Consider the following 26,131-nt stretch of genomic DNA (forward strand, 5'->3'; position numbering starts at 1 on the left):
AGGTTACCTCTCATAGGTAACCTTCTTTTTATATCCAACCCTTTTCTTCCGCAATTGTAATTGCCTCAATTCTATTTTTCGCATCAAGCTTCGCTAATACTTCAGAAATATAATTACGTACTGTACCCGGCGAAAGATAAAGTGCCTTCGCAATTTCGTTTGCCGTCTTTCCTTCTTTCGCAAGCAACAGTACTTCCTTTTCGCGATCTGACAACGGATTTTGCTCCTGCCATAAGCCAAACATTAAATCTTGGGAGACCTCTCGTTTCCCCTTCATTACATTACGAATTGCTGCCGCTAAATCTTCACTTGGGCTATCCTTTAATAAATAGCCGTGCACACCAGCTTTCATTGCTCTTTCAAAATATCCCGGCCGTGCAAATGTTGTTAAAATCATTACTTTGCATGATGATTTTTCTTTCTTTAAAGTCTCAGCGACATCCAATCCACTTTGAATCGGCATTTCAATATCCATAATACTTACATCTGGCTTTAACGATTCAATTAATTTTAACGCCTCTTCCCCGTTCGCAGCTTGCCCAATTACTTCGATATCATCTTCTAGATCAAGCAGGGCCCCTAATGCACCACGAAGCATCCGCTGGTCTTCTGCAATAATAATTCGAATCATGCCCTCACCTCATCTTTTCCTGTTCTAATAACAACTGGAACTTTTACCGTTAATAACGTCCCTGGATTGATTGTACCTAGTTCAACAAATCCATCAATAAGAGCAATTCGTTCTTTCATGCCGCGAATACCATTTCCATCATGATTTTGATCTGTTAAACCGATTCCGTTATCTTCTACTTTCAAAATCAGTTCACCTTGTGATTCTAATACAGAAACTGCGCACCGCGTTGCCTTACTATGTTTTACAACATTTGTAACGGCCTCACGTAAACACATCCCGACAATATTTTGTTCAATTGGTGATAACGAGCTCGATCTTGCTTCTTGCCTCACTTCTAATTCAATATTAGCTGCTTGTAAGATCGCTTTTATTTGCTCTAGCTCTTCTTCTACCGTAATCATACGCATATCAGAAATTAATTCTCTCAGCTGTTTTAAAGCTGTACGAGAAGTTTGTGTAATTTCCTTAGCTTCCGCACTTGCACGCTCTGGATTTTTCACAATTAACTTCTCAACGAGCTGGCTTTTTAAAGTAATAAGAGATAAGGTATGCCCTAATGTGTCATGAAGATCTCTTGCAATTCGCTGCCGTTCTTCACGTTTTACTAAATCTTTAATTTGCTCGTTCGCCTCATCTAATTGATTTCTTAACATCTTTTTCTGATTAAAATTACGCATACCAAATGGCGTAAGAAGCATTAAAATAAACATAGGAACGATATTTACTAAACTTGTAGTTGTTATTTGATTCATATTTACAAATAAAAATGCTCCAAGCATTATAACTAACGAGCATAACAGCACTCGAAATACTTTCTTATTTGGCGCAAACCCCATCGCACTTGCTGTGAAAAAGCCAAAAAATATCATAAAAGGATTATAAAATAAAGCAAATAAAAAGATGAGTATCATTTGAATGCATGCCCATAAAATAAACGTCTTCTGAACAAAATATAGCTGACGGTATGTGATAATAAAAAGTATCAACATACCGCTTCCTAGCACAAGCTTCCATCCTGATGCTTGTGCTAAATGATAAATTGGAAATAATAAATACACAAGCCACATGTACGGAAAAAATCCCATATGTTTCGGAAAAATCTCAATCCTCTTCTTCTCTATCATTTATACCGCTTCCTGTCTTTTTCTTATATATATTGATACTACAACAAATATAAGGAAATAACCTCCTAATACCGCGATATTTTCCCATCCAATTGATTTTCCAGCTACAATATCCCACGCACCACTTCCGAAATGGTATGTCGGTGTCCATTCACCAATCGTTCTTAATATTTTTGGGAATACTTCAATCGGCATCCACAACCCGCCAACTATAGCTAAACTCATATTTAAAATATTTGCTAAGCCAGCAGCTGCGTCCGCCTTCTTAATGGAACCTATTACTGTTCCTAACGCTAAAAATGGTGTTACCCCTAACAATAACCATAACCCCGCACCAATCCATTGCCCTACCGTTAACTCAACATGATTAATTAGTATCCCTGCAATAAAGATAACTAATATTGAAAAAGCATTTACTACTGTTTGAGCGATAATTTTTGCTGTTAAATATGCTCCCTCTGGAAGCGGTGTAATTTTTAGAAGATGTGTCCATCCTTGCCCTCTTTCCTGAGAAAGTCTCACACCGAAACTAAAGAGTGCAGTCCCTACAATACTGAAAGTTGCCATCGAAATTAAATAATGTGCTTTCCATGCATCTCCGTTTTGTGGTACTTGAACAACATTTGTGAAAATGTAGTAAAACATAACAGGCATTAATAATGAGAAAAAGATAAATAATTTATTGCGGAATGTACGTAAAATTTCTATTTTGCACTGCATCCATAACGCTCTCATGCGATTTCCTCCTTCTGATTTGCAACGAATTGTTCAAATGCCTCATCAAGACTTCCACGTTCAACTGAAACATCTGTTACAGGTAAACTCCTTTGATAAATGGCTTTTAAAGTTGCATCCGTATCCTCCGTTGTTAAAATGAAGCATCCTTCGTTTGACTTTACTTCTGTTACATTTGGTAATTCCTTTAGTAATTTTGTAGGAATGCTTTCCTTTGAGTAAAATGTGATTGTTTTTCTCGAAATTGTTGCTTTCATTTCGTCTGGTGTACCATCTGCGATAATCTTTCCATTCGCAAATAATAAGATACGATTTGCTAAAGCATCTGCTTCTTCTAAATAATGCGTCGTTAAAATAATCGTTTTTCCTTCACTTGCTAACTTTCGAATCGTTTCCCAAAACGTTCTTCGAGACGTAATATCCATTCCGACTGTCGGCTCATCTAAAAATAACAAATCCGGATTTCCCGCAAGTGCAAGCGCAAAGTTTAACCTTCTTTTTTGCCCACCTGATAATTTCTCACATCTTTGCTTTCGCTCTGATTCTAAATTTGATAACTGCAGTAACGTTTTTTTCTCTATAGGATTCGTATAATAACTACGGAATAACTCAATTGCCTCTTCCACCGTAATACTATCAATGACACTTACTTCTTGCAGCATCGCACCGAGGCTATTACGAACATCTCTATGCTTTGGACTCTTTCCAAATATAGAGACCTTACCTTCCGTTGGTTCCTTTAATCCAAGCATCATCGACATCGTCGTTGTTTTCCCAGCACCATTTGGCCCAAGCAACGCTACTATTTCCCCTTTATTTACATGAAATGAAACATTATTTACTGCGTTTTTATGTTTAAATGTTTTAGAAACACCATTTACTTCAATAATCTTTTCCATCTCTCCACCCCCGCTGTTTCTTATATTTACATTGTATTACTTGGAAAACTTAGGAAACAGTATGATGCGTCATGACATCGATATGACAATTGTCATGTATTCTTTATGAGAGGAATCAACCCCCATACCGCAAGCGAGTAGCAGGACGAAAATAAACATGATACAATCGGATAAGATATATATTCGAGGAAGGACAGTGGTTTTCATGATTATTCGTAATGAACAAGATTTAGAAGGCTTACGAAAAATCGGCCGCATCGTTGCGCTTGCACGTGAAGAAATGAAAAAACAAGCGAAGCCAGGTATGACAACGAAAGAGCTTGATTTGATCGGTAAAAAAGTATTAGATGAGCACGGTGCTATTTCTGCACCTGAAAAAGAATATGATTTCCCAGGTGTAACTTGCATTAGTGTAAATGAGGAAGTTGCTCATGGTATTCCAGGAGATCGCGTATTAAAAGAAGGCGACTTAGTAAACGTCGATGTATCTGCTGCACTTGATGGCTATTATGCAGATACAGGTATCTCATTTGTTCTTGGAGAAGACGAAGCAAAAGAAAAGCTTTGCCAAGCAGCGGTTGATGCATTTTGGGCAGCAATGAAAAAGGTTAGAGCTGGCTCAAAACAAAATCAAATTGGTCGTGCTGTTTCAAACTTCGCACATAAAAGTGGATACAATGTTATTCAAAACTTAACTGGTCACGGCATTGGTCTTAGCTTACATGAAGCACCAAATCACATTTTAAGTTACTATGATCCAATGGATAATGCGCTTCTAAAAGACGGTCTTGTTATCGCTGTAGAACCGTTCATCTCTATGAAAGCTGATCATATTATTGAACGTGGTGACGACGGTTGGACATTCGTTACACCTGATAAAAGTCTTGTTGCACAATGTGAACATACCATTGTCGTAACGCGCGGCGAACCAATAATTTTAACAGAAATCTAATACCAAAAACGGCTGTTTTGTAGATTTATTCCACATAAAACAGCCGTTTTTATTTTTGGGAAAATATGTGAACTACTGTTGAACTCTTTATCATTTAAGTATATAATCTTTAGCGGAGGTTACTTAAGCTTATCTTTACTAAAAAGATATTGTAACTAAGGAGTAAAACACCTTCTTTCTTATTGTTTAAACAGTCTCAAAAATGACCGCAGTAACGTGTTAGTCGAATATTCTGTAATTCTTATATTCCTCTAATAATGTAAGAAACTATCATCTTTCAACTTCGGTCCACTAATCGCACAACTCTCTTTAGACAAAATAAATGACTATTTTCAAAGTACATATTGTCTTCATTCTGACCAAAACCAACCCTATCTAGATTTTTATTTCCACATAACTTTAAGGCAACAATAAGCCTTCACAAAGGGATACACTACATTGGTTAGTATGTATCGTAAAACTTACCTTTATAACCATTCTTTTTTACTAGATATACATGAAAACTATCTCACATATAAAGGTCTGATATCATTCTTTATATCAGTATTTTTTTCGACATTTTTTGTCGAATTGTGTATATTTTCATAGAACTGTGTAAATATACATTTTGTTTTACGTTAAACAATTTTACTTTGAACATAATCCTGTTTGTCTGAGAACGCGTATAGAAACGGAGGGATAGCAAAAAGTAAATAGCTTATAACAAATACTTTTAATATTCCATTTGTTCATGTGGAATAAGTCCCCAATGGACAAATGAATGTTCAGAGGAGGAAAAATGAAAAAACTTTTCAATGTATGTTTAATTGTATTCGTACTATTTTCGCAACTTGCTAGTTTTCCATACAATCAAGTAAAAGCGGAAACCTTAACAGGAGATTCCTTATTTGACACTGTTGAAATGAAAGATGCAACGAATCATATTATTGACGAAGCATTAAATCCTAAAAACTTAATAAAGATAGGATCAATCATTCAAGTAGAATACGCTTGGTCAATAAAGGATCAACAAGCTGCACACGCAAATGATACAGCAGTAGTTCAAATACCACTTGCATTAAAAGTATCTAAAGATTTGCAAGGAGATTTAGTAACAGATCAAAAAAATATTGGTCAATATTTTATAACAGCTAAAGATAATAAATTAAAATTAATATTTAATAATCAAGTAGAAAATTTGAAAGACGCTAAAGGAAAAATTAAAGTTGATACCGTGTTTAACTCAACTTTAAAAACTGGAGAAAAATCAGTTCAAATCGCTTTTCCTTTAGGAACAATGGTTCAGCCTATATCAGTTCCTGTTCAAGTAGAAAACTCTAAAGAAGATGGCACCAAACAGGATACTAATAAACAAGCGCAAGATCCAGTAGCTAAACCTGTTACTGACAATCCGGAGCAAGATCCAGCAACTAAACCTGTTACTGATAATCCGGAACAAAACCCAATAACTAAACCTGTTACTGATAATCCGGAACAAAACCCAACAACTAAAACTGTTACCGATAATCCGGAACAAAACCCAGCAGCTAAAACTGCCACTGATAATCCGGAACAAAATCCAGCAGCTAAAATTGCTACTGACAATCCAGAACAAAAGCTAGCAAGCGACCCTGCTGAGAATACAAATTCAGGTCCAAGGCAAATAACAACAAACATTTTAACCAGTGTAAAGTTGACGGATAAAGACGGAAAACCATTTACAGAGGATAACCGTCCAAGTACAGATTCCCCTGCCAATATTGAGTTTACATGGGAACTTTTAAAATCAATGAATGTGAAAAATGGAGATTACTATATTTTTGATCTTCCTAAACATTTTAAGATTTACAATACAATTAACAGTCCTTTATATGATAGTGAAAACCATCAAATTGGTAATTTTACTGTTACAAAAGATGGAAAAGTCACGATGACATTCAACGATTATGTTGAAGAGCATCCAGATGTTGCTGGTAACCTACAATTAAAGACAGAATTTAATAAAGCTGAAATTAAAGGTACAACAACACAAGAAATTCCTTTCCCGATTAAAGATAAGGATGTTTCTATTACAGTTGACTTTAAGCCTAATGTACAAACAGCTACGAATAAAAAGGGTTTACCTGATAGACCAATTAATACAAATGAAATTAATTGGAAAGTAGAGATGAACAAAACGAAAGACCCCCTTAAAAACGCTGTTTTTAAAGATAACATTCCACAAGGTACAAGCTTAAATAAAGATTCTATTAAAGTTTATTATTTAGAAGTTGATGTTAATGGGAATGTAACGCGTGGTGCAGAAGCTGAGCCAACAGATTACAATATTATTTCATCAGATGGCTCAAAATTGGAGATTGCTTTCAAAGATTCTATCAATAAAGCATATCAAATCGAATATGCCACAAAAATTACTGATGAAAATATTAAAAGTTTCCGAAATAACGTTACGATAACGAGTGATAATCAAAAGCAACAAAACGCAAGTTCTACTGTAACGGTTTCTCGTGGTACACACTTAAATAAAACAAGTAAATATGATCCAAAGACGCAAACAATTGAGTGGACAATTACTTACAATGGTGATCAAAGAGAGATCAAAAAAGCTGATGCGATTTTAAAAGATATTTTTGACGATACACACGAACTAGATGCAAATTCTATTGTTGTAAAAAACGCTTCATATAATGAAAAAGGAACGCTTGTAACAGGAGACGCTGTTAATAATTACACTGTAAATAACAAGAAGAATGGATTCGATTTACAGTTTAATGATGATATTAATAGTGCTTATGTGATTACCTATAAAACCAAGCCAACTAATAAAGTTATAGAAGATGGAAAAGTAAAAAATAAAGTTACAGCTGATAATGATTCAAGTAAAGAAAATGAAGCTAGCTTCAAGCAGCAAAATATTATTAAATCTAATAATAAAGCTGAAACAAATTATAAAGACAAAACAACAACTTGGACAATTATAGTAAATAATAACAACTATCCATTAAGCAACGCGATTATTACGGACACCTTTGATCATGGTGGATTACAATTAAAAGATAAGAAACTAGAAATTAAAGACGGAAATTATACCCTTCAAGCTGGGACTGACTATATTTTAGATGTAACAGATAAAGGCTTCAAAATTACTCTTATAGGTACGTATCAGTCTAATATGACAAAGACATTAGTCGTAAAATATACGACAGACTTTGATTATACAAAGCTAGAAAGTGGTAAAACTTCATTTAAAAATACAGGTAACCTTTCTTGGATAGATACGGATTCTAATCCACAATCAAATAAAGTTGAAGCTAATTTCGATCCTGATACTTTCACAAAGGCAAATGGTTATAAATACGGTTCTTATAACGCCCAAACGAAGGAAATTACTTGGATAATAGGCTTTAACTATAATAATGTTGAGATTAAAGATCCTTATGTTATAGACGTAATACAAGATAAACAAAAATTAGTGCCTGGATCCATTGAAGTGCGCGATATGATTCTAAATGGAAATCCTGATAATGCACAACCTGGTAATGCTGTACCAACTGAGAAATATGAACTTGAAGAACCTACAGAGAAAAATAAAAACACCCTAAAGGTTCATTTCAAACAATCAATTAATTCACCTTACTATATTATCTTTAAAACAAGCCTTGATGGTGAACTTATCCAAGGCACCTACAAAAACGAGGCAGATTTAAAAGATGGCTCTAAAATCGTAAACACCCTTACAGGTGACACTCAAGTAAATAAAGGTGGCAGCTTCGTTACTAAAAAAGCTGTGCAAGACGACAACTATATTAATTGGAGTATCGCAATTAACGAAAGCCAATCAACCATTGCAGATGCCGTTGTAACAGATGATCCAACCGAAAATCAGGTAATTGTGGAAGATTCATTCCACTTATATCCTACAACTGTAGATCCATATGGAAATTTAACAAAAGATACAGTAAACGAATTAAAAGAAGGAACAGACTATAAACTCAAAATAACAACAGACAATAATACCGGAAAGCAACATTTCGAAATTGCCTTCTTGAAAAAAATTGATCGAGCTTATATTTTAGAATATCGCTCACTTATTAATGCAGACGATAAAGAAAAAGTAAGTAATAAAGCGAAAATCACAGGCAATAAGTTGACAGTTAAAAACACAGAAACTACTGAAACGATTGAAGTGAGAATGTCTTCTGGTTCAGGCGGAGGATCTGCTACTAAAGGCCGTGGAAACCTTGAAATTATAAAGGTAGATAACGACAATAAGAACGCACTATTAGCTGGGGCAGAATTTACTTTATACGATCGTACAGGTAAAACTGTTATCCGTAAAATTACAACAGACAAAGACGGTATCGCTAAATTTAATAATTTAAAACGCGATAAATATTTATTAAAAGAAACAAAGGCTCCTGAAGGCTATGTAATTAGCTGGGATTTAAAACAAGGGAAAATTGTTGAACTTGGTACACAAGAGACTACAACATATAAACTTGCAAATAAGAAGTTTGTCGGTAAAGTAGTTTTAACAAAGTCTGATGACCTGAATAAAAACGTCACACTGCAAGGTGCCGTTTTCACACTACTTGATAAAGACAAAAAAATAATTTCAGAACACGAAAAATTAACAACAAATAATCAAGGACAAATTACTGTAGATAATTTAAAACCAGGAACTTACTACTTACAAGAAACAACTGCTCCTGAGCATTATAAATTAGACAGTACACCTATACAATTCACAATCAAAGAAGATCAAACAACAGTAATAAACCGAACTGCAACAAACAGTTTGATTCCAGGATCGGCCATTTTAACAAAATTCGATAAAGATGGAAAAACTTTAGCAGGTGCGGAGTTCAGTGTACGCGATCGATATAACAAAGTAATTCGTGGATATGAAAAATTAACGACAAATGATCAAGGACAAATCGAAGCAAAAGATTTACGCCCTGGAGACTATCAATTTGTCGAAGAAAAAGCACCTAAAGATTACGACATAGATAAAAAACCAATTGAGTTTACAATTATAAAAAGTCAAAAAAAAGCAGTTACTGTTACAGCGACAAATCACCTCATTAAAGGTGGTGTCACTTTAACGAAAGTCGATGATGTCGATGGCACTGCCCTTGAAGGTGCTGTATTTAAAATTGTCGATGCGAATGACGAGAAACAAGTAATTCGTGAAAATATAAAAACAGGTTCAGATGGAAAAGTTACCGTTAAAGATTTAGAGCCTGGTGCTTATAAATTTATCGAAACAGAAGCTCCTAAGGATTATACGTTAAGTACAAACCCTATCGAGTTTACAATTGATAAAAGCCAACAAGCTCTTGCTACTGTTACGGCAAATAACAGCTTAAAAACGGGCGAGGTTGAATTATTAAAAGTTGATGAGTTTGGTGAGAAAAAACCACTAGAAGGTGCTGTATTCAAACTTGTCGATACAAATAATAATGACGTTTCCCCTCACACTAACTTAACTACTGATAAACACGGTAAAGTTAAAGTTAGTAACCTACGTCCTGGTACGTATAAATTTATTGAAATAGCTGCTCCTGAACATTACGTTTTACGAGCAGAACCTATTGAATTTACAATCGATAGAAGCCAGAAAGAAACTCTACTTGTGAAAGCTGAAAATGCTTTAAAACCAGGAGATGTTGAATTAACAAAAGTTGATGATATCGATGGTACAGCTCTTGAAGGTGCTGTATTTAAAATTGTTGATGCAAATGATGAAAAGAAAGTTATTCGCGAAAATGTAAAAACTGGTGCGGATGGTAAAGCTATCGCTACTGGCTTACGTCCTGGCGATTATAAATTTATCGAAGTAACAGCACCGAAGTATTACGACAAAAATACAAAACCAATTAAATTTACGATTACAGAAAGTCAAACAACTCAGGCTACTGTTACCGCTAAAAACAGCTTAACAAAAGGCGGTATTGAGTTAACAAAAGTGAATGCTGCAGATGAAAAGGAAACACTTGAAGGTGCAGTATTTAAAATCGTTAATAGAGATACTAATGAAGATGTTCGTACGGACCTTGTTACGAATAGTAAAGGAATGCTAGTTGTAGATGACTTACGTCCTGGTAACTATAAACTTATCGAAACAAAGGCTCCAACTTATTACGATGTAAATGTAGAACCAATTGAATTTACAATCGAAAAAGGACAACAAAAACTTCTTCCACTTACATTTAAAAATAGTTTAACGAAAGGAAAAGTTAAACTGATTAAAGAAGATGATGTGGAAAGTAGTAAAGCTCTTGCCGGCGCTGTATTCACATTGCAAGACGCAACTGGCAAAGAAATTATGAAAGATTTAACAACAGATGATCACGGAGTATTAGTTATTCCTGATTTAGCACCAGGGGATTATCAATTTATCGAAACAAAAGCCCCTGAACATTATAAATTAGACAAAACACCTATTAAGTTCACAATTAAAAAAGGTAGTAAGGAAGATCTTCCTATCCCTGTTACTGTAAAAAATAGTTTACTTACAGGTGGCGTCACTTTAACAAAAGTTGATGATATTGATGGCACTACTCTTGAAGGTGCAGTATTTATAATCGTTGACGCTCATGATACTAAAAAGGTAATTCGAAAAGGTTTAACGACTGATAAAAACGGTAAAATTTCTGCTTCTGATTTACGTCCTGGAGACTATCAATTTATTGAAGTAAAAGCTCCAAAAGACTATACCTTAAGCAAAGACCCTATTCCGTTCACTATCGAAAAAAGTCAAAAAGAGAATATTACTGTTACTGCTACTAACAGTTTAAAGAAAGGTGCAGTAACATTAACAAAAATTGATGACATCGATCGTACGATGCTCGAAGGTGCAATTTTTAAGATTGTTGATATGAATGGTAAGGAAGTTCATACGAATCTCGTTACAGATAAAAACGGTAAAATTTATGTTTCTGATTTACGCCCTGGAGACTATCAGTTCATTGAAACAAAAGCTCCTGAGCACTATGTATTAGATGAAACAACGATTCCATTTACAATTGAAAGAAGTCAAACGAAAGAGATCAATGTTACAAGCAAAAATGCTTTGAAAAACGGTAGCGTTGAACTAACAAAGATTGACGATATTGATATGAATACAAAACTTGCTAACGCCGTATTTAATTTATTAGATGCAGACGGGGAGCTAGTTGAAGAAGGCTTAAAAACAAATGATGAAGGTAAAATTGTTGTTGAAAATCTACGTCCTGGTACGTATCAATTCGTTGAAACAATTGCTCCTGAACATTACGATTTAGATAAAAAACCTATCGTATTTACAATTAAAAAGAGCCAAACTGAAACCCTTCATGTCACTGCTACAAATGCTTTAACAAAGGGTGCAGTTAAACTTTCTAAAGTAGACGATGTTGATGGCACTGTTCTTAAAGATGCAGTATTTAAAATTGTTAATATGAACGGTGATGTAGTTCATAAAAACCTTGTTACAAATGAACAAGGAATAATCGAAATTAACGACCTACGTCCTGGTGATTACCAATTCATCGAAACGAAAGCTCCTAAGCATTACGTTTTAGATGAAACACCAATCAAATTCACTATTGAAAAAGGACAGAAGAAAGCTATTTCTTTAACTGCTACAAATAGCTTAAAACAAGGTAGTATCGAATTACTTAAAGTTGATGATTTAAACACTCAAACAAAACTTGCCGATGCGGTATTTAATTTACTAGATCAAGATGGCAAAGTACTTAAAACAGATTTAAAAACAAACAGTGAAGGTAAAATCGTTATCGAAAACTTACGTCCTGGTACGTATCAAGTCGTTGAAATAACGGCTCCTGAACACTATGATTTAGACAAAAAACCAATTATATTTACAATTGAAAAAAGCCAAAAAGATATTGCTACCGTTACTATGAAAAATAGTTTAACAAAAGGTGGCGTGGAACTTTCTAAAGTGGATGATGTCGATGGCACTACTCTTGAAGGCGCAGTATTTAAAATTGTGGATATGAATGGCACTGTAATTCGCAAAGATCTTGTTACGAATCAACAAGGTAAAATTAGCGTTTCTGACCTACGTCCTGGTGATTATCAATTCATCGAGACAACGGCTCCGAAACACTATGATTTAAACAAAGAGCCAATTCCATTCACAATCACAAAGAGCCAAGCTGATCCTATCTCCGTTACAGCTACAAATAGCTTAACGAAAGGCGCTGTGGAACTTTCTAAAGTAGATGATGTAGATAGTACTGCTCTTAAAGATGCGATATTTAAAATTACTGATATGAATGGTAACGACATTCGCACTGAGCTTACAACAAATGTACATGGAAAAATTTATGTTTCTGACTTACGTCCTGGGGACTATCAGTTTATTGAAACGAAGGCTCCTGAACACTATAAATTAGATAGTACACCTATTAAGTTTACAATTAAGAAAAGCCAAAAAGAAAAGTTCCAAGTTACTGCTACAAATAGCTTAACTGAGGGTTCTGTAGAATTAATAAAAGTAGATGATATAAATCCAGATACAAAACTTTCTGATGCAGTGTTTAACATCGTCGATGCGAAGGGTAAAATTGTTCGTTCTGATTTAACTACTGATAAAGATGGAAAGATTTCTGTTTCTGATTTACGTCCGGGAGATTATCAGTTCATTGAAACGAAAGCTCCGAAAGATTACGATTTAAATAAAACACCTATCGATTTCACTATCGAGAGAAGTCAACTAACTCACGTTTCTGTTACTGCTAAGAACGGCCTAACAAAAGGTGGCGTGGAATTAACGAAAATTGACTCTGTAGATAAAAAAGAAATGCTAGAAGGTGCGGTATTTAAAATTGTTAATAAGGATGGACACGATGTTCGTACCGATTTAACTACTGATAAAAACGGCCGTTTAGTTGTGGATGAATTACCACCAGGAGACTATGAGTTTATTGAAACAAAAGCTCCTGAACACTATGACTTAAACGACACACCTATTAAGTTCACAGTTAAAAAAGGCCAAGAAAAAATCGCCTCTGTTACTGCTACTAACAGCTTAACGAAAGGCGCAGTTGAATTAACTAAAGTTGATGACATCGATGGTACTACTCTTGAAGGGGCTATCTTTAAAATTGTAGATATGGACGGCAAGGATGTTCGTTCTGATCTAACTACTGATAAAGATGGAAAGATTTCTGTTTCTGATTTACGTCCGGGAGATTATCAGTTTATTGAAACGAAAGCTCCAACTGGCTATGATTTAAACATTAAACCAATTCCTTTCACAATTACGAAAGGACAATCTCAGGTTACCTCTGTTACAGCTTTAAATAGTTTAACAGCAGGTTCAATTGAGTTAACTAAAGTTGATATTGATCACCATGGAACACTTGAAGGTGCCATTTTCAATATTTTAGACCAAGATGGAAAATTCATCCGAGAAGGTTTAAAAACAGATCAACACGGAAAAGTAATCGTAAATGATTTGAAACCTGGTACTTATCAATTAGTAGAAACAAAGGCTCCTAAAGGCTATCAATTAGATGCATCACCAATAAACTTTACAATTGATAAAGCCCAAGCTACGCCACTACAAATTACAGTTTCAAATAAAAAAATTGAATCTTCTTCAGGTGGAGATGACAAGCCAGTTACTCCTCCAAATAAAGAAGAAAACAAAGGCAATGAAATATCTGAGAAACACGAAAACGGAACTTCCGAAGAAACATCGAATAAAACAGATAACAAACAGCAAGATGATCGAAATACGGATAAACACCTTCCAAATACAGGTCATAAAGAAGACCCTACACAAACAGTAGGTATCCTTCTTCTACTAGCTGGATTATTAAGTATTTTGGCTACAAAACGCAAAAAAAATTATTAATAATTTTTTCACATCCAATCAATTTCTTAATTGATTGGATGTTTTTTTATACAAAAAGGACGATACATAAAGTATCGTCCTTTTAACGGGGTGAGGCTGCCCAAAAGTACGGAAAACCTTTGAACAGCCTCTTATTTTCATATGGATGCCTTACATATATCACTGATAATAATTATGAAATGCGGAAACATAATTACCATCAACTGATTCAAACATGAGAAATGAAACCCTACAGTGATTCCATTCCTCTACATAATCTAAAGTTTGGGTACACTAGATTCATGCAATGTAGGAGCTTTCAGAGTAGAAAGCGAACCTTCGTTTAAAATGATAGCATACATATCTCCCTCAAAAATATGCAAATATGCATATATCGTTTTTATTTCTCAATGTCGGAATATTGAAAAATAAAAGGTGCAAAGGTAAAATAAAGTCATTATCCGTCTTCTTTTGTCAGTCAGAGAGAATAGAAGAATAGGAGAAGAAAAAATGAGAAAATCATTGAAACAAAAAATAGTAAGCTCTTTGCTTGCTGTATCACTCGCTGTTAGCTTAGCTCCAATTGGGCAAGCAAAAGCGGATTCCACGTCAGAGGTTACACAAACTCCATCTATTACAAAACAGATTGATCCAAACCGCGCGATTGAACATGTTCGTTTCTTATCTGAAACAATTGGTCCTCGCCCCGGTGGAACAAAATCCGAAGAATGGGCTTCTCGTTACATTGGTATGCAGCTTAAATCAATGGGCTATGACGTAGAATATCAACCATTTCAGGTGCCCGATCAATACGTTGGATTCATTGAATCACCACTATCAACAAAACGTAATTGGCAAGCTGGTGCTGCTCCTAATGCACTCATTTCTACAGAAGCTGTTATAGCTCCCCTTATCTTTGTTCAAGGTGGGACAAAATTAGAAGATATTCCAAATGAAGTAAACGGTAAAATTGTTTTATTTGAAAGAGGAACGACAGTTACAGACTATAATAAACAAGTTGAAAATGCTGTTAGCAAAGGTGCAAAAGGTGTTCTTTTATACAGTTTAATTGGCGGACGCGGAAATTATGGACAAACCTTCAATCCCCGCCTAACGAAAAAGCAATCTATCCCTGTCTTTGGTCTTGCTTATGCGCAAGGAAATGCATTTAAAGAAGAAATCGCTAAAAAAGGGACAACAATTCTTTCCCTAAAAGCGAGACATGAATCTAAATTAACATCTCTAAATGTTATCGCCAAAAAGAAACCAAAAAAGAGTACAGGTAATGAAAAAGCAGTCGTTGTAAGCTCGCACTATGATAGTGTTGTCGGAGCACCTGGCGCAAATGATAATGCTTCTGGAACTGGATTAGTATTAGAACTAGCTCGTGCTTTTCAAAATGTAGAAACTGATAAAGAAATTCGCTTTATTACCTTTGGTTCTGAAGAGACTGGATTACTTGGTTCGGATTATTACGTGAATAGTCTATCCCAAAAAGAACGCGACCGTATTTTAGGTGTCTTTAACGCCGACATGGTTGCAACAAATTATGATAAAGCAAAGAATTTATACGCTATGACACCTGATGGTTCTACAAACTTTGTAACAGACGCTGCCTTGCAAGCAGGTAAACAACTAAATAATGACCTCGTCCTACAAGGTAAATTCGGTTCTAGTGATCATGTTCCATTTGCTGAAGCTGGTATTCCTGCTGCTCTATTCATTTGGATGGGTGTGGATAGTTGGAATCCATTAATCTATCATATTGAGAAGGTATACCATACACCTCAAGATAACGTATTAGAAAACATTTCACCTGAACGAATGAGAATGGCATTAGACGTTATCGGAACAGGAGTTTATAACTCGCTTCAAAAACCTGTTCCTCAAACTGAACAGAAAGCTGCTTAATCATTTAAAAGACCACTGATTTTATCAGTGGTCTTTTATTGAGAAAAAATATATATGCATAAAAGCATATTTTATCCTACCCATTATCGTATACAATATTAACTGTAACAACACCGATTACAACTAATAAGGAGGCTTTTTCTATTATGAAAAAAATGATTTTAGCAGGTGCATTAACTTTAGCAGGAATTACTGGAGCTACTGCGTTTATTCCTGAAACAAAAGTCGCTGCTGCCGCTCAAGAACAAAGCTTTACAAAATTTTATTCTTTGCAAACTGGAGGTAGTTCTGAACAAGAACCTATTTTCCTTCAAAAAGGACAAGAACTAACAATTCATCCTAACAGCAAAACTCCTAGTTACAGTGTTTATGACTCAAATCATAACCTAATTGGACGTTATTCTGATGGTTACGGCCGAATTTTCACTGCAAAAACAGATGGAAATATGTATGTTCAATTTCATGCACCTTACGTTTACTATAGTCCTGTTAGTTTTTCTGTTACTTATACTATTCAATAAAAAAGAGGTCCTTTATAGGGCCCCTTTTATTTCTCTTACCAATTCACTTTTACGAATCCATCTTTCACTTTTAATCCGCTTATATTCAATACATACTCTTCATTTGCTTTTAAAGTAACTGTAAAACTACCTTTTTTCGATTCACAGATTTCCTTTAACTCCTTTATCCACATAAGAAAGTTGGTGACTTGATGAAAAAACCTTTATCCACGTCTCTTGAAAAATATCTTCCGCATCTTCTTTCGTTTTCGCTAACTTATAGCATAAGGAATATATTTGCTTCTTATATATATATATCAATTAATTCTTCTACCTTTTCTTCCATCATAAGCCTCCTGTCATTTATATAAGACGACGCAAATTCCCTTTTTGTTTGATAAAATTTTATTTTTTTATTATCTCCACATAAAAAGGCAATCACAACATCGTGTGATTGCCTTTTATTTAAAAACGAAAGTCCGCTTCCGCTTTTCTTAATTACATTTTTTCTGGTGCAGATACTCCTACGATTGCTAATGCATTTTGAAGTGTAGTGCGTACTGCTTTCATTAACTCGTAACGAGCTTTACTTAATTCTAAATTATCTTGGTTTAATACTTTTTCTGCATTGTAGAAGCTGTGTAATGTTGCTGCTAATTCAAATGCATAGTTTGTAATACGGTGTGGTAGACGTTTTTGTGCTGCATCCGCAACTACCGCTGGGAATTCACCAAGTTTTTTCAGTAACTCTACTTCTTTTTCAGAAGTAACAAGTTTGTAGTTCACATCTCCGCCTGTAGCTAATCCTAATTCTTCACCTTGGCGAAGGATGCTGCATACGCGAGCGTGAGCGTATTGTGCATAGTATACTGGGTTTTCATTAGATTTTGATACAGCTAAGTCCATATCGAAGTCTAAATGAGAGTCACCGCTACGCATTGCGAAGAAGTAACGCATTGCGTCCACGCCTACTTCTTCCATAAGCTCACGAAGTGTAACTGCTTTACCCGTACGCTTACTCATCTTCATTTTTTCACCATTTTGGTATAGTTGTACCATTTGGATGATTTCTACTTCAAGCGTGTCTTTATCGTAACCAAGTGCTTGAATAGCAGCTTTCATACGTGGAATATAACCGTGATGGTCAGCACCCCAAATGTTAATTAACTTATCGAAACCACGCTCTAATTTATCACGATGATACGCGATATCTGGCGTTAAGTATGTGTAAGAACCATCATTTTTAATTAATACACGGTTTTTATCGTCACCGTAAGTCATTGAACGGAACCAAGTTGCACCGTCTTCTTCAAAGATCTCATCGCGCTCTTTTAATACAGCAAGTGCTTGATCAATTTTCCCGTTTTTGTATAATGATGTTTCTGAGAACCATACATCAAATTTAACGCGGAAGCTTTCTAAGTCTTTTTGAAGTTTTGCTAATTCATATTTTAAACCGTACTCACGGTAGAATTCATAGCTTTCTTTTTCATCAGCTTTCGCATAACGATCACCGAATTCTTCTGCTAAACGTTTACCAATTCCAATGATATCCGCACCATGGTATCCGTCTTCTGGCATTTCTTTTTCTAAGCCTAAAGCTTGCATGTAACGAGCTTCAACAGAAAGAGCTAAGTTATGAATTTGGTTACCAGCGTCATTAATGTAGTACTCACGAGATACATCGTATCCTGCTTTTGCTAATAGGTTACATAAAGTGTCACCTACTGCCGCACCGCGTGCATGTCCTAAGTGAAGGTCACCTGTTGGATTCGCAGATACGAACTCAACTTGTACTTTTTCACCTTTACCAGTATTCGTTTCACCGTAAGCTTCACCAGCGTTTACGATTGTTAGAATTAAATCTGTTAAGTAGCTATTATCCATATAGAAGTTAATAAAACCAGGACCAGCGATTTCGATTTTTTCAATAGAAGCTTTTGCTTTATCGAAGTTTGCAACTAGTTCTTCTGCAATCATACGAGGTGCTTTTTTCGCAACGCGTGCAAGTTGCATTGCCATATTTGTAGAGAAGTCACCATTTGTTTTATCTTTTGGAGATTCTAATACAACGTTTGGAATTTGTTCTTCTGTCGCTAATTCTGCCTTTAATACAGCAGCCTGAATTTCTTCTTTAATCAATCCTTTTACCTGTTCTAAGGAATTCATTATTTTGCCTCCTTCAAATTAATTGTAATAGTATATCTGCCAGCTTCTTGTTCACTTAGAAGCAATGCGTACGTTAAGAAGAGTTGTCCTTTTTTCTTTTCATCCGACCATTTAAAAAGAACGTTATCAGTCTTTGTTTGCAATGCAAACGTACCAAGTTCACTCGTATACGTACCAGTTGTCCATTCACCTTTCGCATGCGTCTGACGCATAGAAACAGCACCTGAACGCATAATGAGAACTTGTTCATCTTGAATTTTAATAATTGTTTTCACTTCGCCTTGTTCGTTCGGCTCCTGGAATGTTACATATGTACCTTGACCTTTTACATAGTATTGACCATTTGCTTCAAAAGCAACGGTTTCCTTCCTCGCCCCTTCACGGATTTCTGTTACGAAATGAACGTGTACCGGCAAGCCTGCAAGTTGTTTCTCCACGTCTTGCACACCTTTCAAATGTTATAGATATTAAATACTACTTATAATAAATCACTTTTCCTATCATATCAAAAAAAGACTCTGTCTGTCTGCTGAAAAATCAGGAAAACTCCATTTCAAAAAATAATTCACTTCTACTTTATTTCATATGATAAAATATTTTTTAAATCTAAATATTCTTTCAATTAAAGGGGTGAATGTAGTGATACCAACAAAGTTAAAAAAGGGTGCTGAAATACGAGTGATTTCACCATCGTGTAGTTTAAGTATTGTTTCAAATGAAAATAGAAAACTTGCTATAAAAAGATTAACTGACATGGGCTTTCAAGTTACATTCTCAAAATATGCTGATGAGATAGATCGATTTGCTTCCTCCTCTATTTCTTCCCGCATTCAAGACCTCCATGAAGCATTTCGAGACCCTAATGTAAAAGCTATTTTGACTACACTTGGCGGATACAACTCAAATGGTTTATTGAAACATCTCGATTATGATTTAATTCGTGAAAACCCGAAATTTTTCTGTGGTTATTCTGATATTACTGCCTTAAATAATGCAATTTACGCAAAAACAGGGCTTGTTACATACTCAGGACCCCATTTCTCTTCGTTTGGAATGGAGAAAGGGCTCGGGTATACAACCGATTACTTTTTAAAGTGCTTAACTTCTAATGAGCCTATTGAAGTCCTTTCATCTGAAACATGGAGCGATGATTCTTGGTATATAGATCAGGAAAATCGAGAATTTATTAACAATGAAGGATATGTTTCAATTCAAGAAGGAGAAGCTACGGGAGATATTATCGGTGGCAATATGAGCACATTTAACTTACTGCAAGGTACACCATATATGCCAAATTTAAAGGAGAAAATTTTATTTATTGAAGAAGATAGTTTAACTGGAACATCTACTCTTAAAACTTTTGATCGTTATTTACATTCCCTTATGCAGCAGCAAGGTTTTGAATACATAAAGGGAATCGTTATAGGAAAGATGCAAAAAGGTGCAGAATGTACGATAGAAGACATTCAAGAAATGATTGCTTCAAAACCTGAACTTGCACATATCCCTATCATTGCAAACGCAAGTTTCGGGCATACAACCCCGATTTTCACTTTTCCAATTGGTGGACGTGCAAAAATTATTTCTCACAAAGAGAAGACATCTATCACTATTTTAACGTACTAAAAAAGGAGCGAATGAGTCGCTCCTTTTATGGTTTTTCTATTTTTTCCAACGCTTTTTGCGGAATGGATTCTTTCGGGATTTCAGCCCATCCTTTTCCTTGCATACCTTTTGCATAAATTTTTATAAACGCCCCCGTATGCAATTCACGGTTCATCATTCTTTTAATAACCTGTAACTTTCCATCTTCTGTATATCCTTTAAAAGTATACAAGTATTCTCCGTCTTTTTTCTCACCTTTATCTATAACCGCATAATAATCTTGTATTTCTTTATTTGAAAAGAAGTTGTCTACAAAAGCATGTACACCTTCTGTTTTTGTGTTCAAATAATACGCTGTTCCACCTAGAATAATGGCGAATACAGCTAAAACTTTAATTACCAATTTCATACATGAACCTCCTGTTTGCACTTCTTTCTCGCTAGTATTATATCTATACTTGTATTATACGGAAAAGAGCATACTATACTCTATCTAAAAGTCTTACACTTTCCTTACATTATTGTAAGGGATTTTTTCTTACAACCAGTTCCCAAGAAAAAATTTTTCCGTTTCATACACTTTTATATTATTATTGAATGATACGAATTTTTATTACAAAAATCAAAGGAGACAGTTTTCAAATGGCTATCTTGCAAGGTTTAGCACTATTACTTGTTGTACTTTGTCTATTTACACTTTTCAGTTACCGTGCGCCTTACGGAATGAAGGCGATGGGCGCTTTAGCTAATGCAGCAATTGCAAGTTTTCTTATTGAAGCATTTCACCGTTATATAGGTGGAGAAATGTTTCATAATGACTTTTTACAATCAGTAGGAGAAGCTTCCGGTAGTATGAGCGGTGTCGCAGCAGCGATTTTAGTCGCATTAGCAATCGGTGTTTCCCCCGTATATGCTGTTTTAATTGGTATCGCTACTAGTGGATTTGGTATTTTACCAGGATTTTTCGCTGGATACGTTTGTGCCTTCGTCGTGAAATTTCTCGAAAAGAAATTACCAGCTGGTGTGGAATTTTTAGCAATCCTATTTATCGCTGCACCAATCTCACGCGGAATGGCAATGCTTATGGATCCGCTCGTTAACGCCACACTTGGTAAAATCGGTTCTATGATTTCAGTTGCAACTACAGAAAGTCCTATCATTATGGGTATTATGCTTGGTGGATTAATAACAGTTATTTCTACCTCTCCACTGAGTTCTATGGCACTAACTGCAATGCTTGGATTAACAGGTTTACCAATGGCAATTGGTAGTCTGGCTGTAGCAGCTTCAGCCCCAATGAACTTTATTTTCTTTAAACGCTTAAAAATTTGTTCAAAGAAAGATACAATTGCTGTAGCAATCGAGCCTTTAACACAAGCCGATGTTGTTTCAGCAAATCCGATTCCAATTTATGCGACAAACTTCGTTGGCGGTGCACTTGCTGGTATTATTACCTCTCTGTTCCAGCTCGTTAATAATGCACCAGGAACAGCATCACCAATCCCAGGACTTCTTGTCTTATTCGGATTTAATGACGTTGTAAAAGTAACAATTGCTGCTATATTATGTGGAATCGTTACCACTATTGTCGGATACATCGGATCTATTGTGTTCCGTAAATATCCAATCCGCTCTGCTGATGAAATTCGCGGAGTTACTTCGGAAGAGAAGGTTGCATAAGAAAAAGAGCTATTCCCATCGTTTAGGAATAGCTCTTTTTTGTGTCGCGTAACAGTAAATGAAATTATATCGGCGGTTTTTTAATATATCAGCGCAACTCGAATTATATCGGCGATTTTTTTAATATATCGGCGCAACTCGAATTATATCAGCGATTTTTTTAATATATCGACTTACCGACACATAACGAAAAAATAAGAGCCCTCTAATCATATAGAGGGCTCTTATTTTATCTAGCTACAGCGGCTAGAATGATCGGTGGCTTCGCTTCTTCCTTGGAGGCAAAAAGCGCCTTTTGCAGGAAAGAACCTTAGCCACCGGGCCTAAACAGTCGGCTTCACTTTTATTTCACCCAACCGAGCAGCATTTCCCGCACGAATTTGCTTGCTGCGACTGGTGTTTGATCACTATGGTCGTAGACTGGAGCTACTTCTACCAAGTCTGCTCCAACTACATTTATATTTGAATTTGCAATTGCTACGATGGAATCTAATAATTCTTTAGATGTGATACCGCCAGCTTCTAACGTTCCTGTTCCTGGAGCGTGAGCTGGGTCTAATACATCAATGTCGATTGTGACATAGACTGGGCGGCCAGCAAGTTTCGGTAATACTTCTTTTAACGGTTCTAATACGTCAAATTTGTATAAGTTCATACCTACTTCTTTCGCCCATTCAAATTCTTCCTTCATTCCAGAACGAATTCCGAAAGAATATACGTTTTCCGGACCAATTAAATCACACACTTTACGAATTGGTGTAGAGTGGGATAAAGGCTCCCCTTCATACGATTCACGTAAATCAGTATGAGCATCCATGTGGATGATTGCTAAATCCGGATATTTTTTTGCCATTGCCTTAAAAATTGGCCAAGACACTAGGTGCTCACCGCCGAGACCTAGTGGAAACTTATCGGCATCTAAAAGTTTTGATACATACTCTTCAATCATGTCTAAGCTGCGTTGTGCGTTTCCGAATGGTAATGGGATATCACCCGCATCAAAATATTTTACCTCTTCTAGTTCACGATCTAAATACGGGCTATATTCTTCAAGACCGATTGATACTTCACGAATACGTGCAGGGCCAAAACGAGATCCCGGACGGTAACTTACTGTCCAATCCATAGGCATCCCATAAATAACTACCTTTGACTCTTCAAAACTTGGATGACTTTTAATAAATACTTTACCTGAATAAGCTTCATCAAAACGCATATTCTTTTCCTCCTTATGTGGAACTTAAGGTATCCCAACCTTTCACTATTTCTCAAATTTGGAGCGAATTGCTCCTCTTTCTCGATTTACCGGGTCTTCTTTTTAACAACAAGAAGACGATTTTCTCTACAGAAGTGTAAGTAGCTAGCATGTTCAAGTCTTCTGGACAAACACCTTAAATGAGCTACTTACACTTTATTTGTTTGATACAATTCTCTTACTTAATTAAATCGCCAACAAATTTCGGTAATGCGAATGCTGCATTGTGTAATTCTTTTGTGTAGTATTTCGTTTCGATTTCGTGGAAACGCTCTTCACTTACTTCTAATGGATCATGTTTTTTAGATCCAATTGTGAACGTCCAAAGACCACTTGGGTAAGTTGGAATGTTTGCTGTGTATAAACGAGTGATTGGGAAGATCTCTTTTACGTCTTTAAACACAGTTGTAATTAACTCTGGTGTGAACCAAGGGTTGTCCGTTTGTGCAACGAAAATACCATCTTCTTTTAACGCTTTTGAAATTCCAGCGTAGAAGCCTTTTGTAAATAGGTTTACTGCTGGTCCTACTGGCTCAGTAGAATCTACCATAATTACATCGTATTCATTTTCGCTTTCTGCGATATGTAGGAAACCGTCTCCTACTTTTACTTCTACACGCTCATTATCTAATGCGCCTGCAATTGATGGTAAGTATTGTTTAGAGTACTCAATTACTTTTCCATCGATTTCAACAAGAGTTGCTTTCTTTACACTTGGGTGTTTTAACACTTCACGAATAACACCACCATCACCGCCACCAACAACTAATACGTTTTCAGGGTTTGGATGTGTAAATAAAGGTACGTGCGCTACCATTTCGTGATAAACGAACTCGTCCTTTTCTGTTGTCATAACCATGCCATCTAAAATAAGCATGTTTCCGAACTCTTCCGTTTCAACCATATCAAGTTTTTGGAATTCTGTTTGCTCCGTATGTAATGTGCGGTTAATACGCGCCGTAATCCCAAAATGTTTTGTTTGTTTTTCAGTGAACCATAGTTCCATCGTACAATCACGCCTTTCAATGCAAATTTATAATAGGGACATCATTAATGTCCCCTAACAAAAATAAAACAAAACATCCAAAATGTATAGTTAAAAGTACAAAAATACCGAAAATATATTTTAGTCAGAGGGTTCTAACATATGTGCGGAAAGGGTTTGCACCGTAAAAGGAAAGAAAACCCTTTCTTAAGAAAGGGCTTTTGTCTCTATTTCTACTGGTTTACGAATTGGAATTAGGATCATAATACAACCAACTAACACCACAATTCCACCTACTAAAAACGGACTTTGTGGTGAAACAGTATGACCGATAATTCCTGATAAAATCGGAGCAATCGCACCACCTAACCAACGAACAAAGTTATAAACACCTGACGTAACAGATCTTTCATAAGGTGAAATATCCATTACATAACTTGTGTATAATGCATTGTTTAAGCCAGACGCCAATCCTGATAAAACGATAAGAGTAATTTGTAACCACATAATTTTCACAAAGAATAATGCAATTAAGAAAATCGCAAATACGAGTAAACTACCCTTCAATAATGTTTTTGGTTCATATTTCCCTTCTAGCTTATGTGCTAAAATTGCAGAACCGTAAGCTAACGCGAGTCCCCATCCGCAAAATACAAAGCCTAATTGAATAGCTGATAAATGGATAATAAGTGGTGAATATGCTAACACGACAAAAAATCCGTAGTAGTATAGCATCCCTGAAATGGCACCTTGCATAAATGGTTTATACTTCACCAGGTTAAGTAATTCCCCTACGCCAGCAGCCTTACGCTTCACTTTTCGTTCTGGTTCTTTTACAAAAAAGAATACTAAAATAAATGCTAAGAAAATTAAAATACTCGTCGCGAAAAACGGATAACGCCAAGAATGACCACCTAATATCCCGCCTAATAACGGTCCGCCAGCCATACCTAAGCCGATAGCTGCTTCGTATAATCCTACTGCTTCATGAACTTCTTTACTTAATGCAATCAATAAAGTCATCGCCGTCGCGAAGAACATCGCATTCCCTAATCCCCATCCAGCGCGGAAAAGAGATAATTGAGCAATCGTTTGTGACATACCACATATAAACGCAAATACAGTCACAATCGCAAGACCGATTGTCATCATCCGTTTATCACCAAATCTCGATGCAAATATACCAGCTGGTAACATCATAATTGCCATCGTTAAAATATAAGCGGTAAATAACATTTCAACTTGCCAATGCGATGCACCAATTTTCTCTGCAATAATCGGCAAAATTGGGTCGACTACTCCTATACCCGAAAAGGCAAGGAAGGTAGCCACCACTGTAATCAATCTCCCTAGTTTTTGTTTGCTCTCCATTTTGATTACTCTCCTTTTGTGCTCTCTAAAAATGTTACTGCACGATGTAAACTATCTTCTAGTTCTGCCTTTACACGTTGCATTTGCTCCATTTTTTCGTCTAACGTTTGCACTTGTTTTTCAAGCATATCTTTAATTTCTTGAATCACTTCACGATCACGAGGATTTTCGCTATTTCTTCTTTGCTCCATTCTTTCTTTTAGTGATAAGAAATGCTGCATTTCTTGAAGTGTGATTCCTAGCACTTCTTTCGCTTCTACAATTCTTTTAATTCTGGCAATATCCTCATCCGTATACAGACGGATATTTCCCTCACTACGTTCTGGGGGATGAATTAAACCAATTTCCTCATAATAACGAAGTGTACGTTTTGTTAAACCGACTTGCTTTGTTACTTCATCAATTTTATACATGTTTATTCCTCCCTTCACTTGATTATTACATTTTACGTTAACGTTAACTTTTCTGCAACTGTTAGACTT

18 protein-coding genes and 1 pseudogene are annotated in these 26,131 nt (G+C 35.8%); 6 read left to right on the forward strand and 13 right to left on the reverse strand.

Features of this window, described 5'->3' with window-relative positions:
- Positions 1–28 precede the first annotated feature (28 nt).
- Genes V7S45_RS26425 through V7S45_RS26440 form a run of 4 tightly spaced genes read right to left on the reverse strand, consistent with a single transcriptional unit; the run spans position 29 to position 3,392 of the window.
- The gene (locus tag V7S45_RS26425) at positions 29–631 is read right to left on the reverse strand and encodes a response regulator transcription factor (RefSeq protein WP_000619259.1); all 603 of its coding nucleotides are present in this window, start codon (positions 629–631) and stop codon (positions 29–31) included.
- Positions 628–1,758, reverse strand: a complete 1,131-nt coding sequence (locus V7S45_RS26430; RefSeq protein ID WP_000570624.1) for a sensor histidine kinase — start codon at positions 1,756–1,758, stop codon at positions 628–630. The genes V7S45_RS26425 and V7S45_RS26430 overlap by 4 nt, the downstream gene beginning before the upstream one ends.
- Entirely contained in the window at positions 1,759–2,493 is a 735-nt protein-coding gene (locus V7S45_RS26435) for an ABC transporter permease (protein WP_001202431.1), read from the reverse strand.
- On the reverse strand, positions 2,490–3,392 hold the full coding sequence (locus tag V7S45_RS26440) for an ABC transporter ATP-binding protein (RefSeq protein WP_025688592.1): 903 nt from the start codon (positions 3,390–3,392) through the stop codon (positions 2,490–2,492). The genes V7S45_RS26435 and V7S45_RS26440 overlap by 4 nt, the downstream gene beginning before the upstream one ends.
- A 157-nt stretch (positions 3,393–3,549) precedes the next feature.
- Between V7S45_RS26440 and map the strand changes: the two genes are divergently transcribed.
- The 4 genes from map to V7S45_RS26460 all read left to right on the forward strand — a co-directional run bounded on the left by map (position 3,550) and on the right by V7S45_RS26460 (position 16,605).
- Positions 3,550–4,344, forward strand: a complete 795-nt coding sequence (map, locus tag V7S45_RS26445; RefSeq protein WP_342761594.1) for a type I methionyl aminopeptidase — start codon at positions 3,550–3,552, stop codon at positions 4,342–4,344.
- 778 nt (positions 4,345–5,122) lie between these two features.
- Entirely contained in the window at positions 5,123–14,194 is a 9,072-nt protein-coding gene (locus tag V7S45_RS26450; RefSeq protein WP_342761595.1) for a SpaA isopeptide-forming pilin-related protein, read from the forward strand.
- A 489-nt stretch (positions 14,195–14,683) separates the two neighbouring features.
- Positions 14,684–16,084, forward strand: coding sequence for a M28 family metallopeptidase (locus tag V7S45_RS26455; protein WP_342761596.1), 1,401 nt, complete (start codon positions 14,684–14,686; stop codon positions 16,082–16,084).
- Positions 16,085–16,230: 146 nt separating this feature from the next.
- Positions 16,231–16,605: a hypothetical protein gene (locus tag V7S45_RS26460; protein ID WP_000738221.1), complete on the forward strand. Its 375-nt coding sequence runs from the start codon at positions 16,231–16,233 to the stop codon at positions 16,603–16,605.
- A 35-nt stretch (positions 16,606–16,640) separates the two neighbouring features.
- Here V7S45_RS26460 and V7S45_RS26465 read toward each other — a convergent pair.
- The 4 genes and pseudogenes from V7S45_RS26465 to V7S45_RS26480 all read right to left on the reverse strand — a co-directional run.
- Positions 16,641–16,772: pseudogene (locus V7S45_RS26465) on the reverse strand (anti-sigma factor); the annotation flags it as partial.
- On the reverse strand, positions 16,747–16,905 hold the full coding sequence (locus V7S45_RS26470) for a sigma factor (protein ID WP_342761597.1): 159 nt from the start codon (positions 16,903–16,905) through the stop codon (positions 16,747–16,749). The pseudogene V7S45_RS26465 and the gene V7S45_RS26470, both read right to left, overlap by 26 nt.
- Before the next feature lie 177 nt (positions 16,906–17,082).
- Positions 17,083–18,753 carry an arginine--tRNA ligase gene (gene argS / locus V7S45_RS26475; protein WP_342761598.1) on the reverse strand — a complete coding sequence of 557 codons (1,671 nt, stop codon included), beginning with the start codon at positions 18,751–18,753 and terminating at the stop codon, positions 17,083–17,085.
- A complete protein-coding gene (locus tag V7S45_RS26480; protein ID WP_000414865.1) occupies positions 18,753–19,190 on the reverse strand; it encodes a DUF1934 domain-containing protein in 438 nt (145 codons plus the stop codon). The genes argS and V7S45_RS26480 overlap by 1 nt, the downstream gene beginning before the upstream one ends.
- A gap of 202 nt (positions 19,191–19,392) precedes the next feature.
- Between V7S45_RS26480 and V7S45_RS26485 the strand changes: the two genes are divergently transcribed.
- A complete protein-coding gene (locus V7S45_RS26485; protein WP_088343981.1) occupies positions 19,393–20,379 on the forward strand; it encodes a S66 peptidase family protein in 987 nt (328 codons plus the stop codon).
- A 25-nt stretch (positions 20,380–20,404) separates the two neighbouring features.
- Here V7S45_RS26485 and V7S45_RS26490 read toward each other — a convergent pair whose 3' ends face one another.
- On the reverse strand, positions 20,405–20,767 hold the full coding sequence (locus V7S45_RS26490; protein ID WP_000779921.1) for a YxeA family protein: 363 nt from the start codon (positions 20,765–20,767) through the stop codon (positions 20,405–20,407).
- 233 nt (positions 20,768–21,000) lie between these two features.
- On the opposite strand from V7S45_RS26490, the gene V7S45_RS26495 reads away from it, so the two are divergent.
- Positions 21,001–22,038, forward strand: coding sequence for a PTS sugar transporter subunit IIC (locus V7S45_RS26495; protein WP_000996319.1), 1,038 nt, complete (start codon positions 21,001–21,003; stop codon positions 22,036–22,038).
- A 343-nt stretch (positions 22,039–22,381) separates the two neighbouring features.
- Here V7S45_RS26495 and speB read toward each other — a convergent pair whose 3' ends face one another.
- The 4 genes from speB to V7S45_RS26515 all read right to left on the reverse strand — a co-directional run bounded on the left by speB (position 22,382) and on the right by V7S45_RS26515 (position 26,062).
- Positions 22,382–23,254, reverse strand: a complete 873-nt coding sequence (speB, locus tag V7S45_RS26500) for an agmatinase (RefSeq protein ID WP_001209831.1) — start codon at positions 23,252–23,254, stop codon at positions 22,382–22,384.
- Positions 23,255–23,471: 217 nt separating this feature from the next.
- Positions 23,472–24,299 carry a polyamine aminopropyltransferase gene (gene speE, locus V7S45_RS26505; RefSeq protein WP_000424696.1) on the reverse strand — a complete coding sequence of 276 codons (828 nt, stop codon included), beginning with the start codon at positions 24,297–24,299 and terminating at the stop codon, positions 23,472–23,474.
- A gap of 186 nt (positions 24,300–24,485) precedes the next feature.
- Positions 24,486–25,649 (reverse strand): MFS transporter, encoded by a 1,164-nt coding sequence (locus V7S45_RS26510; RefSeq protein ID WP_342761599.1) that lies wholly within the window; start codon positions 25,647–25,649, stop codon positions 24,486–24,488.
- Between the two features lie 5 nt (positions 25,650–25,654).
- Positions 25,655–26,062: a MerR family transcriptional regulator gene (locus V7S45_RS26515; RefSeq protein ID WP_000276560.1), complete on the reverse strand. Its 408-nt coding sequence runs from the start codon at positions 26,060–26,062 to the stop codon at positions 25,655–25,657.
- Positions 26,063–26,131: the final 69 nt, after the last annotated feature.

Origin of the sequence: Bacillus sp. BR3(2024), from assembly GCF_039134555.1 — a bacterium.
GTDB classification, from domain to species: domain Bacteria; phylum Bacillota; class Bacilli; order Bacillales; family Bacillaceae_G; genus Bacillus_A; species Bacillus_A cereus.